The 15,652-nt window shown below is 63.3% G+C and carries 13 protein-coding genes and 1 riboswitch; of the genes, 10 read left to right on the forward strand and 3 right to left on the reverse strand.

Annotated elements, in window-relative coordinates:
* The first annotated feature begins 16 nt into the window (after nucleotides 1–16).
* Nucleotides 17–1,123 (forward strand): lysylphosphatidylglycerol synthase transmembrane domain-containing protein, encoded by a 1,107-nt coding sequence (locus QMK33_RS12960; RefSeq protein ID WP_283565021.1) that lies wholly within the window; start codon nucleotides 17–19, stop codon nucleotides 1,121–1,123.
* Here the strand turns inward: QMK33_RS12960 and QMK33_RS12965 are convergent.
* Nucleotides 1,095–3,725, reverse strand: coding sequence for an erythromycin esterase family protein (locus QMK33_RS12965; protein ID WP_283565022.1), 2,631 nt, complete (start codon nucleotides 3,723–3,725; stop codon nucleotides 1,095–1,097). The genes QMK33_RS12960 and QMK33_RS12965 overlap by 29 nt on opposite strands.
* 165 nt (nucleotides 3,726–3,890) lie before the next feature.
* Nucleotides 3,891–4,301 carry a hypothetical protein gene (locus QMK33_RS12970; protein ID WP_283565023.1) on the reverse strand — a complete coding sequence of 137 codons (411 nt, stop codon included), beginning with the start codon at nucleotides 4,299–4,301 and terminating at the stop codon, nucleotides 3,891–3,893.
* A 172-nt stretch (nucleotides 4,302–4,473) separates the two neighbouring features.
* Here QMK33_RS12970 and QMK33_RS12975 point away from each other — a divergent pair, with 172 nt between their 5' ends.
* The 9 genes from QMK33_RS12975 to QMK33_RS13015 all read left to right on the forward strand — a co-directional run bounded on the left by QMK33_RS12975 (nucleotide 4,474) and on the right by QMK33_RS13015 (nucleotide 14,314).
* On the forward strand, nucleotides 4,474–4,755 hold the full coding sequence (locus tag QMK33_RS12975; protein ID WP_283565024.1) for a LysM peptidoglycan-binding domain-containing protein: 282 nt from the start codon (nucleotides 4,474–4,476) through the stop codon (nucleotides 4,753–4,755).
* A gap of 268 nt (nucleotides 4,756–5,023) precedes the next feature.
* Complete coding sequence (locus tag QMK33_RS12980; RefSeq protein WP_283565025.1) at nucleotides 5,024–6,505, forward strand: NADP-dependent isocitrate dehydrogenase; 1,482 nt, start codon at nucleotides 5,024–5,026, stop codon at nucleotides 6,503–6,505.
* Between the two features lie 87 nt (nucleotides 6,506–6,592).
* Nucleotides 6,593–7,270 carry a TetR/AcrR family transcriptional regulator gene (locus QMK33_RS12985; RefSeq protein WP_283565026.1) on the forward strand — a complete coding sequence of 226 codons (678 nt, stop codon included), beginning with the start codon at nucleotides 6,593–6,595 and terminating at the stop codon, nucleotides 7,268–7,270.
* Between the two features lie 177 nt (nucleotides 7,271–7,447).
* Nucleotides 7,448–7,564, forward strand: a riboswitch (SAM riboswitch).
* Between the two features lie 366 nt (nucleotides 7,565–7,930).
* Nucleotides 7,931–8,629, forward strand: coding sequence for a peroxiredoxin-like family protein (locus tag QMK33_RS12990; protein WP_283565027.1), 699 nt, complete (start codon nucleotides 7,931–7,933; stop codon nucleotides 8,627–8,629).
* 60 nt (nucleotides 8,630–8,689) lie between these two features.
* Nucleotides 8,690–10,072, forward strand: a complete 1,383-nt coding sequence (locus QMK33_RS12995) for an O-acetylhomoserine aminocarboxypropyltransferase/cysteine synthase family protein (protein WP_283565028.1) — start codon at nucleotides 8,690–8,692, stop codon at nucleotides 10,070–10,072.
* 48 nt (nucleotides 10,073–10,120) lie between these two features.
* Nucleotides 10,121–11,197: a homoserine O-acetyltransferase MetX gene (gene metX, locus QMK33_RS13000; protein ID WP_283565029.1), complete on the forward strand. Its 1,077-nt coding sequence runs from the start codon at nucleotides 10,121–10,123 to the stop codon at nucleotides 11,195–11,197.
* Between the two features lie 147 nt (nucleotides 11,198–11,344).
* Nucleotides 11,345–12,370: an aliphatic sulfonate ABC transporter substrate-binding protein gene (locus tag QMK33_RS13005; RefSeq protein ID WP_283565030.1), complete on the forward strand. Its 1,026-nt coding sequence runs from the start codon at nucleotides 11,345–11,347 to the stop codon at nucleotides 12,368–12,370.
* 141 nt (nucleotides 12,371–12,511) lie between these two features.
* Nucleotides 12,512–13,360, forward strand: a complete 849-nt coding sequence (locus QMK33_RS13010) for an ABC transporter permease (protein ID WP_283565031.1) — start codon at nucleotides 12,512–12,514, stop codon at nucleotides 13,358–13,360.
* 162 nt (nucleotides 13,361–13,522) lie between these two features.
* Entirely contained in the window at nucleotides 13,523–14,314 is a 792-nt protein-coding gene (locus QMK33_RS13015; RefSeq protein WP_283565032.1) for an ABC transporter ATP-binding protein, read from the forward strand.
* Nucleotides 14,315–14,329: 15 nt separating this feature from the next.
* Here the strand turns inward: QMK33_RS13015 and QMK33_RS13020 are convergent, their stop codons facing one another.
* Complete coding sequence (locus tag QMK33_RS13020; protein ID WP_283565033.1) at nucleotides 14,330–15,448, reverse strand: Gfo/Idh/MocA family protein; 1,119 nt, start codon at nucleotides 15,446–15,448, stop codon at nucleotides 14,330–14,332.
* Nucleotides 15,449–15,652: the final 204 nt, after the last annotated feature.

A 15,652-nucleotide genomic window follows, 5' to 3' on the forward strand; every position in this document is an offset into this window, starting at 1 on the left:
GACCTTACCCCTGCCTATGCCCCGACCCGCCCCCCCGCCACCGCCCGCTGCCCGCCCCGAAGCCGACCTGCTGTGGCAGCTGCGGCCGTCGCGCATTGTGCTGCCGGCCCTCATCGGCCTGAGCGTGGTGGCGTTCCTGTTCTGGCGCTCGTATAAGCCCGGCGACCTCGCGCCGCTGGCCAATGCCAAGTGGGAGTGGCTGGTAATCACGCTGTTGGTGTTATGGGCCCGCGATCTGGGCTACATCTACCGCATCCGGGGCATTGCCGAGGGCGCGCTGAACTGGCGGCAGTCGTTTGGGGTGATTGTGGTGTGGGAGTTTGCCTCGTGCGTGCTGCCCTCGGCGGCGGGCGGCACGGCGGCGGCCCCGGTTATCCTCAGCCGCGAAGGCATTCCGCTGGGCAAAGCCATTGCCTACACCATCGTGACGGCCTTTCTCGACAACCTCTACTACGTGCTGATGGTGCCGCTGGTGGTGTGGCTGGCCGGCGACGGCCTCTACCCGCAGGGCCTGCAATCGGCGTTTGTGCAAACGCTGCGGGCCATTTTCATCTTCAGCTACGTAGCAGTGTCGGCCTACTCGGCCCTGCTGATGTACGCACTCTTTATCAACCCGCGCTCGGTGCGGCGGCTGCTGGTGCGGCTGGCGTCGCTGCGGGTGCTGCGGCGGTTTCGGCGGCTGGCCTACCGGCAGGGCCAGGAAATGGTGCTGGCTTCCAAGCACTTGCAAGGGGCGGGAGCGGCCTACTGGTGGCGCGCCAGCCTAAGCACGGTCTTCGTCTGGACGGCCCGCTACGCCGTTATCGGCTGCCTCATTGCGGCCTTCACGCCCATGAGCACGGGCACGTTTCTATTCATTTTTGCCCGCAACATCACCTACAAAGTGGTGTTGCTACTGGCCATCACGCCGGGCGGCGCGGGCATTGCCGAGGGCGCGTTTCCCACGTTTTTCGGCCACTTCATGGGCTCGGCGGCCATGACGAGCTTCCTGGTGCTGCTCTACCGCATCGTTACCTACTACTTCTACCTGGCGCTGGGCGTAGCCTACCTGCCGCGCTGGCTGGCCGGGGCGGGCCGCCGGCCGGCAGCCCCGGCTACGGCTGGGCCACCGGCGGCGCAGTAGCCGGCGTAGCCCCCGCCAGCGGCCCGCCCGGCCGCTGGTAGCCCGCCCAAAACTCGGGCCGGTAAGGCACCTCGACTGGCACCGGCACCTCCCCTTTCGACTTCGGTTTTGGCTTGGGGGCCGGGGCCGGGCCAGCCTCGGGCAGGGGCTGCAAGAACTGCTCAACCAGCGTTTGGTAATAAAAGGGCTGCTGGCTGTTGAGCGTGCGGCCGGCGCGCTGGCTCTGGCCGATGCTGCGGCGGGCGTAATAGCGGCCGTTGGTGGCCTTGGCGTAATCCACGGTGTGAGTGCTGCGGTCGGCGCTGAATACCTGGCTGTAGAGCTGCGCCAGCCGGGTCTGGCGGCCGGCGTTTTTGCGAGCCACGCCGTTGAAAGTAGCCGTGTCGAGCTGCCACAGCGCCTCGTAGCGCAGCACAGCGTAGTCGCGCTGGCGCACCAGCAGCCGGCCCTGGTACACGCCCGTGAGGTAGGTGCCAGTACTGCGCAGGTTGGCCCGCCGGGCGGCGAAGCTCAGCACGTACAGCGTTTCGTTGCCCTGCTGGCGCGTGCTGTCGAGCTTGAGCGTGAACTTGCGCAGGTTGCGGGCCACGAAAAGCGGCGAAATTCGCACCGGGTCGGCGGTGCCAGGCGTAAAGCCTTGCACCCCACCCAGTTCGTCCCGCCGCTGCCGGGGCCCTCGCTGCGCCAAAATATGCTGCTGCTGCACCTGCACCTCCGGCCCTTCCTCCAGCATCAGAAAGCCACCCCCAAAGTGCCGGTAGCCGGCCGGTACCCGCATGCGGCTCACCGTTTCGGCTTCGTAGCGCAGCGTGTCGAAGTTGCTGAGGCGGCGGTACGCATACACCTCCGTAGCGTAGTCCTGCTGCTCATAATTAGTGGGAATATTTTTGATAATCCGCTTCATAATCACCACCGGGTCGAGGGGCGCGGCGGCCACCCGCACCTCATCGAGCGCGTAAGTGGCGGGGGCCATTAATACGGTCAACTCTTCGCTGCCGCGCGGCGATTGCACCACGCTCACCTCATAGCCCAAACTACTGACCTGCAAGGCAGTAGGCCCCGGCAGCGGCAACGAGAACCGCCCCTGCGCATCGGCCACCGTGCCCCGGCCCTGGCCCGCCACCTGCACCGAGGCGTAGGGCACCGGCGCGCGGCGGCGCTGGTCGAGCACCACTCCGCGCACCGTGCGCAGCCCCGATACATCGGCTGCCGCCACCGGGCGGCCCAGCGTGGCCCCGCCCCGGCCGGGCGCGGGGTTGAGCGAGCCGGGCGGGCGGCTGGCCAGCGCGGCCGCCGCGGCGCTGTCGCCCTTGGCGGCCGGCGCGGCGGCGGTGGCCATGCTATCGGCCGCCGCTAGGTGCGGCGGCGCCACGCTGCGCAAAAACAGGAAGCCATCCACCACTTCGCTCCAGGGGCCGGCTAGTGGCTGGTAATCAAAGGCATAGGTGGTAAGCTGGAGGCCGGGTGCATCGTGCTTCAGGCTCACGAAGGCGTAGGGCGAGTCGAGGGCCAGCAGGCTGGCCTCCAGGGTGCCGGGCGCGGGGGTGGGCACGGGCTGGCCAGCGGTGCCCACCAGGCCGTGGGTGCCGCCGCCCGCCAGGGTACCCAGGATGTACACTTGGTTGGGGCCCAGGGCCGCTTTCACAGCGCGGCCCATGGGGCGGTAGGCACGCAGCTCCTCGCTGCCCAGCGTTTCTACGTGGTTGGCGAAGTGCGGCAGCGCGCCCCAGCACACCACTTTTTCGGTGGGGTGCTGGCGCAGGTACCACAGCAGGTTATCCGCCATTTGGGCGTCGCGGGGGTTGCTATCGGCGGCCACGAAGGTGGCGGCGGTTTTAGCGTTGGGATTGTGGGTGGCGTAGTCGCGGGCCAGCGCCCGCAGGCTGCGCAGGCACTGCTGCCAGAACACCGCCTCGTTGCGGCGGGCGGCGCCGGGCGCGGCGGCCGCCTGGCGCAGCAGCGGCTCGGCCTTGTCCAACTCGGCCTCGAAGGCCGCCAGCGGCTGGGTGAGCGGCAGCTCATAATGCTCCTGCAGGTAGCTGGTCGCCTCGCCCAGCAGCTCGAAGTTGATGCTCTTAGCTCCCTTTGCTTCGTCCAGAAAATCCTCCAGGTCGTCTATCAAATCGTCGCTATAGTCGCCGGTCAGCTGGGGGTCAAACCCCATAATGCGCAGGCCATCGGGCCCCACCAGCGGTACCACCGCCTGAAACTCCCGCGTGCGCATCCAGATGGGGAACACGCTGCTTTGCAGGTTTTTAAGCACCGACTTGCCCGCCCCGATTGCCCGCTGCGCCTTGTACAGGTCAAAGAAGCCGCTCTCCATGCCCAGCGTGGTGAAGCCCATGCGCTGCTGCAAAAAGGCCAGCAGCCGGGCCTTGGCCGCCAGCACGTTGCCCTCGCCGTGGGTGGGCTCGCCCAAAAACACGACCCGCGCGCCCCCAATTTCGGCCCGCAAAAACTCCAGCTCCGCAAAGGTGGTATCGGTGGGGGCCACGCTGCGCAGGGCGCGCAGGGGCAGCGCCGCCGGGGTCTGCGCCCGTGCCTCAAACGGCAGCATCCCAAGCAACATCCAAAAAATCAGTCCTTTACAACTAGCGTGCATGAGCGCAAATACTTAAGTTAGCCGCGCTGCCTTCCGCGGGCAGCCTTCTTACAAACTACGGAACCAGCCGGCCCGGTATGCCAGCTTCCGCACTACCAAAAAAAGCCCCGCTCCGTTACCGGGGCGAGGCCTTGGGGTGGGCATAGGCCCTTCTAGCAGCGTGGCCTACTTGCTCTTCAGCATCAGCTTGGCACCGCTGGTGCCTACCAGCGTCAGCTTGCTATCGGTCAGCGTTTCTACGTTGAAGGTGTTGCTGGTGGCGCTGCCCTCGGGCGTCATGGTGATGGTTTTGCCAGCTTGGTCAAACACATACTTGCCGCTCTGCGTGCCAGCGTAAGTGCCGCCCGACGTAAAGCTGATTTCCATGTTCTCGTCGGCATCGCTCTGCTTCATCTTGTCGCCGGCGGCATCGGTCTGCTTGTCGGTCACCCAGGCTTTGCTGCTGGTGCCATATAACATGTTAACGCCTTCTACCTTGCCTTTATCGCTGCCGCACGACGAAACGACGAACAGGAAAGCCAGTACGCTCAGCATGGAGGCAAAGTAGGAGCGGAAGGATACGGGTGAAAAATTCATACAAAAAAGAGAGAGGGTGAAAGAAAAGCCGTAACTGACTTCGGCTCTGCTTACGCACCGCTTTTTTTTTAGTTATATCTAGTAACCATCCCGCAGCACCTCCGTAAAAAGCTGCACGCCACCCAGCCCTGCTGCGGCAGCTATTCTTTCACACCCTAACCGCACTTGTCACATGGGCTTGCTCGATTTTTTGAATAACGAAGGTGATAAAAAGCCGGTTGATGCTACCCAGCCCGCCGCTGGCACCGATTTCTTCGGCAACAACAAACCCGCCGATGCCGCTGCTGGCACTACCTACACCGTAGTAAGCGGCGATTCCCTTTCCCACATTGCCAAGCAACACTACGGCGACGCCGCCAAGTGGCACCAGATATACGAGGCCAATAAGGCCATTATCGGCAGTAACCCCGACCTCATCGAAGTAGGTCAGGAGTTAACCCTACCTAGTATCTAGGTACTTTTTGCAGAAAAAAGGTGAGAAAAGCCACTCCAGCATTGGGGTGGCCTTTTTGTTTTTGGCCCCTTTTGGTTTTCTGGCTGGTTAGCATACAGGAGCCTGTAGTAATCCCCACCTTGACCTCTCAGCTTCGGAGAAAACATGCCGCATAAGACCCTTACTTTTAATTTTAAAAGTAATACTATCAAAATGAAATGCCTTACTATCTTTGCCCGGCCAAGCTCCGGCCCATTGGCTGGCGGCAACTTTCCTTTTTTGCTAGTTTATGCAACCCAAAACCCGTATCACGGTCGCCATGGGCGATGGTATTGGCCCGGAAATTATGCGCGAGACGTTGCGCGTGCTCGATGCGGCCGGCGCAGCGCTGGAGCCTGAGTTTATCGAAGTGGGCGAGGCCGAGTACCGCGCCGGCTACACGTCGGGCATCCGGCCCGAGGCCTGGGACTCGCTGCGGCGCACGGGGGTGCTGCTAAAGGCCCCCATTACTACGCCGCTGGGTGGCGGCTACAAAAGCCTGAACGTAACGCTGCGCAAAACGCTGGGCCTCTACGCCAACGTGCGGCCCAGCCGCTCGCTGCACCCGGCCGTGGCCACGCGCCACCCCAAGCTGGACGTAGTAATTATCCGCGAAAATGAGGAGGACCTGTACGCCGGCATCGAGCACCAGCAGACCCCCGACGTGGTGCAGTGCCTGAAGCTGGTGAGCCGCTCGGGCTGCGAACGCATTGTGCGCTACGCCTTTGAGTATGCCCGCCACCACGGCCGCCACCGCGTAACGTGCATGACCAAGGACAACATCATGAAGCTCACCGATGGCCTGTTTCACCGGGTGTTTCAGGAAATCGGCAAGGAATATCCCGACCTAGAGCAGGACCACCAGATTATCGACATCGGCACGGCGCGCCTGGCCGACACGCCCGAGCGGTACGACGTGGTAGTGACCATGAACCTGTATGGCGACATTATTTCGGATGTGGTGGCGCAAATAGCGGGCTCGGTGGGCCTGGCCGGCTCGGCCAACGTGGGCGACCACGGGGCTTTGTTTGAGGCCATTCACGGCTCGGCCCCCGACATCGCGGGCAAGAACATAGCCAACCCGTCGGGCCTGCTGGAGGCGGCCGTGCTCATGCTCGTGCACCTGGGCCAGCAGGAGGTAGCCGCCAAAGTGCACAACGCCTGGCTCTGCGCCCTGGAAGACGGCCAGCACACCGCCGACATATATACGCCCGGCACCAGCCAGGCCCTGCTGAGTACCAGCGACTTTGCCACGGCCGTAATTGAGCGCCTCGGCCGCCTGCCCCAGCAGCTGGAAGCCATGCAGGTGGCCCCCGCCGCACCGGCCCCCGCGGCTACCAGCCAGCCCGCGTTCAAGCGGCCAGTGGCAGAGCAGCAGCTGGTGGGCGTCGATGTGTTTTTGCGCTGGGACGGCTTCGACCCCAATGAGTTGGGCCAGCAGCTCGAAACCCTGACCGGGCACCGCCTGAAGCTCAAGCTCATCACCAACCGCGGGGTGAAGGTGTACCCCAACGGCCACGCCGAAACGTTTTGCACCGACCACTGGCGCTGCCGCTTCGTGGCGGCCACGGCGCGCGTGGGCGGCAGCCAGCCCGAGTTTACCCCCGTGCCCTTTGCCGATATCCTAGCGCTGCTGCACCGCCTCGTCGACTTTAACCTGTACGTCATCAAAACCGAGCACCTGTATTTGATGGATGGCCAGCGGGCGTTTTCGCTGGGGCAGGGCGAGTAGCGCCAGGCCAATGCAAGCGCATGGTACCCCGGCCGGGCCAGTAAATCCAGCATCTTTGGGGGCTAAACTTTTTACTGCCCCTGGCTCATGAACACGCAGCTTCGCATCGACCTCAACGACAACCTCTTCCTGCGCGACCCGCAGGATACGGAGCTGGGCCGCCGCCTGGTGGCCGAGGGCATTGTGCTCATCGACGAGCTGGGTTTCGAGCAATTCACGTTCAAAAAGCTCGCCCAGCGCATGGGCTCTACCGAGGCTTCGCTGTACCGCTACTTCGAAAACAAGCACCGGCTGCTGGTCTACCTCGTGTCGTGGTACTGGGCCTGGCTGGGCTTCCAGATTCGGTTTCATACCCACAACGTGGCCGACCCGGCCCAGCGCCTGCGCCTGATTCTGGGCATTATGACCCGCGCCCCCGCCGATGCCCCCGCCCCTACCGGCCTCAACGAGGCGGCCCTCTACCGCATTGTGGTGAACGAAGCCTCCAAGTCGTACCTCATCCGCGACGTGGACGACGAGAACCAGAAAGGCCTGTTTCAGGAATATAAGCGCCTGGTAGCCAGTATTGCGGCCGTGGTGAGCGAGCTGCAACCCGCCTACCCTTACCCGCGCGCCCTGGTGAGCACCGCGCTGGAAGCCGCCCGCAAGCAGCTATTTTTTGTGCAGCACCTGCCCTCGCTCACCGATACCAATCCGGCCAGCTCGCCCGAGAAAAACATTTATAATTTTCTGGAAAGCCTGATTTTTGGCGCGTTGCGCAGCTGAGCTGCCTGCGGGCCACTAAAATGTAGGGTAAGCGTTGGGTTGCCGGACGTGAAACGCGCCCGGCAACCCAACGCTTACCCTACATTTTTTTAGGTATTCTTGCACATTCCAAGGCTGCGACTATCTTTGCCGTTACCAATCGGTACTTCTCCGCAGCAGGCGGGGTAGTTTTAGTAAGTTTTATACAGAAGCGGCGAGAGATTAGGCTCCCTGACCCGCTGGCAACCTTCACTCGCTGAAAGGTGCCAATTCCTACCCCGGCAGCTGCTTGTGCAGCCTGGGGGGCTATAAACCGAGTACCATGGCACACGCACCCACTTTCGCTGCTTCCCCATCTACCACCGCGCTTGCGGGCGGTTCCGGGTATTTCCTGCAAATGGCTGTAGCTAGCCTGGCCCCCTGCGCCCGGCGAATGCGAATGTGCTGTTGTTGTCGAGGCTAACGCTTTCGGCGCTGTTTCCTCCTCTTTTCGTGGGTAGTATTCTTGCCGGCTGGCCAGGCCCCGGCAACGGTTAACTAATGCGGTTACTTAAGTGTAACTTATTGATTAACAAATATTTATCTTAAAGCCTCTTGCACGAAGCTTTACAGAGGAGCGAAACAGCCAACAGCGCGGAGTTTATCAAAAACTTTTTTGTCGTCGCTATTTCCCTTTGTCGCATGTCTGCTTTCGTTCAGTCTTTCCCCACTTCGCCCACCCCTTTTCAGCAAGCGCTGGCCGCTACGGCCCAGCACCTGGCCACCGTTCTGCCGCCGGCCGCTTCGCAAACTATTGACGGGGGCATTGCCCAGGTAGCCGCCGCCGGGCTGGCCCACTACGCGCTGGCCGCCGGCCAGCTAGCCCCCGATTTCACCCTGCCCGATGCCGACGGCCAGCCCCAGGCCCTGGCCACGCTGCTGGCGCAGGGGCCAGTGATACTCACTTTTTACCGCGGCAACTGGTGCCCCTACTGCAACGTGCAGCTGCGGGCCTACCAGCAGGCGCTGCCCGAATTGGCCCTGCGCGGGGCCACGCTGGTAGCCATCTCGCCCCAAACGCCCGAGGTTAGCAGCCTCACTGCCAGCGAGAAAGAACTTACCTTCCCGGTGCTCAGCGACGTGGGCAACGTGGTGGCCCGGCAGTATGGCCTGGCCTACGGCGTGGGCCCCGAGGTGGCTACCACCCTGCGCGGCGTGGGCATCGACCTGGCTACTTTCAACGGCACGGCCGCCGACGAGCTGCCCCTCACGGCCACGTTCATTATCAACACCGATGGCGTGATTGGCTGGCGCTGGGTGGAAGCCAGCTTCAAGCACCGCGCCGACCCGGCCGACATCATTCGGGCCCTGGAGCAGTTGCCGGTTCCGCAGTTGGCTTAGTAGCAGGCTCTTTTTATCTTCTTGATTTTCAATTCAAAACGCCTTTAATTTCTTACCGTCATGGCTACTCCAACCTTGCACTTCGAAACGCTGCAACTTCACGCCGGGCAAGTGCCCGACCCCACTACCGGCTCGCGTGCGGTGCCCATTCACCAAACCACCAGCTACGTGTTTAAGAGCGCGGAGCACGGCGCCAACCTCTTCGCCCTTAAGGAGTTTGGTAACATTTATACCCGCCTGATGAACCCCACTACCGACGTGTTTGAGCAGCGCTTGGCGGCGCTCGAAGGTGGGGTGGCGGCGGTGGCCGTGGCCTCGGGGCAGGCGGCGCAGTTTATTGCGCTCAATAACATCCTTCAGCAGGGCGACAACCTGGTGGCCAGCTCGTACCTCTACGGCGGCACCTACAACCAGTTTAAGGTGGCTTTCAAGCGCCTGGGCATTGAGGCGCGCTTCGTGGACGGCGACTCGGCCGACGGCTTCGAGAAGCTGATTGACGAGAACACTAGGGCGCTGTACGTCGAAACCATTGGCAACCCGAGCTTTAGCGTGCCTGATTTTGAGCGCATTGCGGCCGTGGCCAAGAAGCACGACCTGCCGCTGGTGGTGGACAATACCTTCGGCGCGGGCGGCTACCTGTTTCAGCCCCTGCTGCACGGCGCGAGCATTGTGGTGGCCTCGGCTACCAAGTGGATTGGCGGCCACGGCACCAGCGTGGGCGGCATCATCGTGGACGGCGGCACCTACGACTTTGGCAACGGCAAATACCCGCAGTTTACCGAGCCCAGCGAGGGCTACCACGGCCTGGTTTTCAACGACGTGTTTGGCAAAAACGGGCCGTTTGGTAACATCGCCTTCGCCATTCGGGCCCGGGTAGAGGGCCTGCGCGATTTTGGCCCCGCCATCAGCCCGTTCAACTCGTTCTTGCTGCTGCAAGGCCTCGAAACGCTGAGCCTGCGCGTGGAGCGCACCGTCGAAAACACCCTCAAAGTGGCCCAGTGGCTGGAGCAGCGCCCCGAGGTGGCCCAGGTAAACTACCCCGGCCTGGCCAGCAGTCCGCACCACGCCAACGCCGCCAAATACCTGAAGCGCGGCTTCGGCGGCGTGCTCTCGTTCACGCTGCACGGCACCAAGGAAACGGCCGTGGCTCTTATCGATAACCTCAAGCTAATCAGCCATCTGGCCAACGTGGGCGATGCCAAAACGCTCATCATTCAGCCCTCGGCTACCACGCACCAGCAGCTGAGCGAGCAGGCGCAACTGGTGGCGGGCGTAACGCCCACGCTGCTGCGCCTGTCGGTGGGCATCGAGCACATCGACGACATCACCGCCGACTTGGGGCAGGCGTTGGTGGCCGCCACCGCCGCTACGCCCAAGGGCGAGGAGAGCGACGAGCGCATTCTGGAGCCGGCCGCGCAGCACGCCCAGCCGCTGGAGGTGTAACGGCGCGGATTTTTTTAGCCCGCAGAGGCCGCGGAGGATTTCGCAGAAGTGGCAGAACGTGCTGCGAAACCCTCTGCGGAAAATTTAACCGGAGTTATGCATAATCAGCTTTTCCAGCTTCCCGACCCCTTTCCGCTGGAAAGCGGGCAATTAGTGGCCGGTGCCCAGGTAGCCTACCGCACCTGGGGCCAGCTCAACGCTGCCCGCGACAACGTGGTGTGGGTGTGCCACGCCCTCACGGCCAACGCCGATGTGCTGGACTGGTGGCCGGGGCTGTTTGGAGCCGGTTGTTTTTTTGACCCGGCCGACTGGTTCATCGTGTGCGCCAACGTGCTGGGCTCGTGCTACGGCAGCACCTGCCCGCTCTCGGCCGACCCGGCCACCGGGCAGGGCCGCTTTCAGGAGTTTCCGCTGGTAACTATTCGTGATATGGCGGCGGCCCACGAGTCACTGCGGCAGGAGCTGGGTTTGGCCCACATTCACACGCTCATTGGCGGCTCATTGGGCGGCCAGCAGGCGCTGGAGTGGGCTGTGAGTAATCCAGAAGTAATTGGCCACCTGGTAGTTATTGCTACCAGCGCCCGGCACTCGGCCTGGGGCATTGCCTTTAACGAGGCGCAGCGGCTGGCCATTGAGGCCGACGCCACCTACCACGAAAACCGGCCCGGCGGCGGCGATGCCGGCCTGGCGGCCGCCCGCGCCGTGGCCTTGCTCAGCTACCGCGGCTACGAGGCCTACGCCAACACCCAAACCGACCCCGACCCCGAGCGCCTGCGCGGCTTCCGGGCCAGCAGCTACCAGCGCTACCAGGGCAACAAGCTGGTGGCCCGCTTCGACGCCTACAGCTACGTGGTGCTCACCCGCGCCATGGATTCGCACAACCTGGGCCGCGGCCGGGGCGGCGTAGCGGCGGCGCTGGCCGGCATTCGGGCGCGCACGCTGGTGCTGGGCATCACCTCCGACGTGCTGTTTCCGGTCAGCGAGCAGCACGCCCTGGCCGAGGGCATTGCGGGCGCGGTGTATAACGAGTTGGATTCGGGCTTCGGCCACGATGGCTTTTTGCTGGAAACCAGCAAGATAACGCAGTCGCTGGAGCTTTTTTACGCGGCGGCGCTGGCGGCGTAGCCCGGCGCGGTAGCGCGGCTAGGGCATGAGGATAGCTAGCCAAGAACAGTTTTGGCTGGTTGCCTTTGGGCTTTAGCACCTTTTCGTATAACCATCAGGTTTTTAGTACTTTACCTTAAAATGCTTTCTGAGCTTTACAAACTGACTATGTCCTATTTCTCCGTATCTCATCGGCCACTTACGCGGCTGGCCAGCGCGCTCGCGCTGGCTGGCCTATTGGCCAGCTGCGGCGGCGGCACCAGCGCCGGCACTGCCGCCAGCGCGCCCGAAACCGTGCGGCTCGACTACGCCTATTATAACCCGCTGAGCCTGGTGCTGAAGCAGCAGGGCTGGCTCGAAAAAGACCTGGCCAAGCAAAACATCAAGGTAGAATGGGTACTGAGCCAGGGCAGCAACAAGGCGCTAGAGTTTCTGAATGGCAAGAGCATCGACTTTGGCTCGACGGCGGGCGCGGCGGCGCTCATCGGGCGGGCCAATGGCAACCCGCTGAAAGCCATCTACATCTACTCGAAGCCCGAGTGGACGGCCCTGGTTACGAATGGCAATTCGGCCATTAAGTCGGTGGCCGACCTTAGGGGCAAGCGCGTGGCCGCCACCAAGGGCACCGACCCCTACATCTTTCTGCTGCGCGCCCTCGACCAGGCCGGGCTGAGCGAAAAGGACATTGAGCTGATTCCGTTGCAGCACCCCGACGGCCGCGCCGCCCTGGCCACCGGCGACGTGGATGCCTGGGCCGGCCTCGACCCCCACATGGCCAAGGCTGAACTGGAGTCGGGCGCCCGGCTTTTCTACCGCAACCCCGAGTTCAACAGCTACGGCGTGCTCAACGTGCGCGAGGAGTTTGCCACCCAGCACCCCGCCCTGGTGGCCGAGGTGCTGGCCGCCTACGAGCAGGCCCGCGCCTGGGCCCGCGAGCACCCCGCCGAGTTGCAACAAACCCTGGCTACCGCGGCCAAGCTGAGCCCGGCCGTGGCCGCCAAGCAGCTAGGCCGCACCGATTTCAGCATCGTGCAGTTTGGCCCGCAGCAGCGCGCCACCATTGCGGCGGCCGGCGACGTGCTCAAAAAGAGCGGCACCATCGACGCCACCGTGAATGTGCAAAAGACAGTGAATGAATTGATTGACACGCAGTACGCAGCCAAGCTCGCGGCCCCGCCGGTGGCCGTGCGCTAAAGCGATTTCTAAGTCCAGATACTATTTCGGAAGGAATTAAGAATTAAAAATCGGGTAGTTGAATTTTTAATTTATCATTTCTAATGCTTAATTCCTTCCCGCTGCACCCGAACTTCCAAACCGCTGTAACTCTCCTGTAAGATGTCCGCCGTTTCCACCTTAGCTACTCCCCTGCTGGCCCCGGCAGCACCGCGGCCCGTGCGCGCCACCGCCCCGCGGCCCGCCCGCCGCTGGCAATGGCCGCTGGGTGCGGTGCTGCCGGTGTTGCTGCTGGCACTGTGGGAAGTGCTGGCCCGCACCGGTGCGCTGCCGCCCAACCTGCTGCCCGCGCCCTCGCGGGTGCTGGCCACCATAGCCGAGTTGGCGCGCACCGGCGAGTTGTGGCCGCACTTGGGCCTCACGCTGGGGCGGGTGCTGCTGGGGTTTGGGCTGGGCACGGCGCTGGGCACCGCGCTGGGGGCGCTCACGGGCTACCTGCCGCTGCTGCGCCGGCTGCTCGACCCGCTACTGCAAGGGCTGCGCAATATTCCGTCGCTGGCCTGGGTGCCGCTTTTCATCCTCTGGATGGGCATTTACGAAACCTCGAAAGTGGTGTTGATTGCGGTGGGCGTGTTTTTTCCGGTGTACCTGGCGGTGATGAGCGGCATCCAGAACGTGGACCGCAAGCTGGTGGAGGTGGGCCGCGTGTACCGGCTATCGGGGTTGGAGTTGGTGCGGCGGGTGTTTTTGCCGGCCGCGCTGCCCGCCTACTTCGTGGGCCTGCGCAACGGCCTGGGCCTGGGCTGGATGTTTGTGGTAGCCGCCGAAATAATGGGCGCTACGAAAGGCCTGGGTTTCCTGCTGGTTGATGGCCAGATGACGGGCCGCCCGCAGACTATTCTGGCCAGCATTCTGCTCTTCGCGGTGCTGGGCCGCTGCACCGATTCGCTGCTGGCGCGGCTGAGCCGGCGGTTGCTGCGCTGGCAGGATACGCACGGCACAACTACCTGAGCCATTTGTTATTGCGAGCGCAACGCAGTGGAGCGCGGCAATCTTTCCTGGTCGTCCTCAGCATTAGCGTTAGTAACCCCAACGTGAAGGAAAGATTGCCGCGCTCCACTGCGTTGCGCTCGCAATGACCGGCGATTACCCATTATCAATCAATACGTTACCATGCTTCAACTCGACCACATCGGCAAGCAGTTTGACAACGGCGTGGTGGCGCTCGCTGGCATCAGCCTGCACTTGCAGGCGGGCGAAATCGTGACGCTGGTGGGGGCTAGCGGCAGCGGCAAAAGCACACTCCTGCGCCTGGTGGCGGGCTTGGATGCCCCCAGCACCGGCCGCGTACTCATGAAGAATGAGCCGCTAAGCGGGCCGCACCCGGCCATGGGCGTCATCTTTCAGGAGCCGCGCCTCATGCCCTGGCTGCGCGTGCAGGATAATGTGTGTTTCGGCATTCGGCACCTGCCGGCCGAGGAGCAGGCGGCGCGCGCGGCGGCCGTGCTGGCGCGGGTGGGCCTCAGCAAATTTGCCGGGGCGCTGCCGCGGCAGCTGTCGGGCGGCATGGCGCAGCGGGTGGCCATTGCGCGGGCGCTGGTGACGCGGCCGGCGCTGCTGCTGCTCGATGAGCCGTTTAGCGCCCTCGACCCCTTCACCAAAGCCAGCCTGCACGAGCACCTGCTCGATGTGTGGGCCGATGCGCGGCCCACGCTGCTGCTCGTGACCCACGACGTGGAGGAAGCCCTCGTGCTCAGCGACCGCGTGGTGGTGCTGCACGGCCACCCCGGCCGCATCAGCCAGACGCTGCGCGTGGACCTGCCCCGCCCCCGCCGCCGCACCAGCCCCGAGTTTCAGCAATGGAAAGAGCGCCTGCTGCAAGCCATTGGGAATGAGCACTCAGGGTCAACTGCCCAGAAGCCTCTGCTAAGCCTATCCACCGACGCCAATGCCGCCGGTGGGTAGGCCTGATTGCGTGGTTTACCGCAGGGTTATTTTTTCTCCGCTACGCGCCGCCTGGTAAATGCCGTCCAGCACCCGCAGGTCTTTGCGCCCTTCCTCGCCCGAAATATGGGCGGGCAGGGGCTTATTGTCCAGCAGGAAGGGCGCGATACCGTCTACTTGGGCGGCTTGCTGATTGATAACCGGGAAGTTAAATGCGCCTTGGCTGCTTCGGCCTTTAAATGGCCCATAACTCAGGCCTGGGCTGAGCTCAAAGAAGCCGTTATCGGCCGAGGCAAAAAACCGGTCAATGTTGCAAGTGGCGGTGGCGGTGGACGTGCACAAGGCGCCACTGGGAAAGTAGAGCTGCCAGGTAATGGACTCCTCCACTTCCTTAAACAAGTCGGGCAGGGTGACGGGGCCAAACTGCGCACTCACCGCCACCGGCTCTTCGCCAAGCACGTAGCGACTGCTTTGCACGCAGTACACCCCCAGGTTCATGAGCGGCCCGCCCCCGGCCAGCGCTTTTTTCAGGTGCCAGTCCTCGGGGCTGATGTCGGCCAGGCGGTATCCCAGGGAAGCTTCAATCAGCCGAACTGGCCCGAATACCTTTTCCTGGCCGAGTCGTTTGAGTTCGAGGTGGTTTGGCTCGTAGTGCAACCGGTAGCCAACGGCCAGCTGCACGCCGGCCCGCTGGCAGGCCGCTATCATTTGCTGGCAATCTTGTTCGGTCAGGGCCATCGGCTTCTCCACAATCACGTGCTTGCCGGCTTTGGCGGCCCGCAACGTGAATGCCTTATGCAGCGCATTGGGCAGGGTGATGTAAACGACGTCGATGCTTTTGTTGGCGAGTATGGTATCGAAATTTTGATACGAGTACACGTTTTTTTCAGGAATGCCATAGGCGCTGCGCCACTGGGCCGCCTTGGCCGGGGTGCCCGTGACGATACCCGCCAACTGGCAATACTGCGAGGCCGCGAGGCCCTCACGCACCAGATTGGCATACCGACCCAACCCACACAGGGCCACCCGCAGTTTTTTGCCCGCGTACAGCGGGGCTTTCTTTGCTGCATATGCCTCAAAGGCAGGCACTAACAGCGAGGCTCCCAGGCCTAGCCCCAACCGCTCGACAAACCCGCGCCGGGATACTTTTTTCATGTTACTGGAGGAGAATCTAAGTGATGGGCCAACCCGCTAGCCCGCACCCGGCAGTGCCCGCTGCCGCGCTACTAGCGCACTGGCCAAGGTAGCTTGCTAGCGGGCGCTGTGCTAGGCAAGCCCTGGCGCACTGCCGGGGAGGGGTGGCGCGATTTACGAAAATAGCCCGCCCCTGCTGCGTACCAGCAAGCAATGGCCAACCCC

Origin of the sequence: Hymenobacter sp. H14-R3, assembly GCF_030063445.1 — a bacterium.
Taxonomy (GTDB): domain Bacteria; phylum Bacteroidota; class Bacteroidia; order Cytophagales; family Hymenobacteraceae; genus Hymenobacter.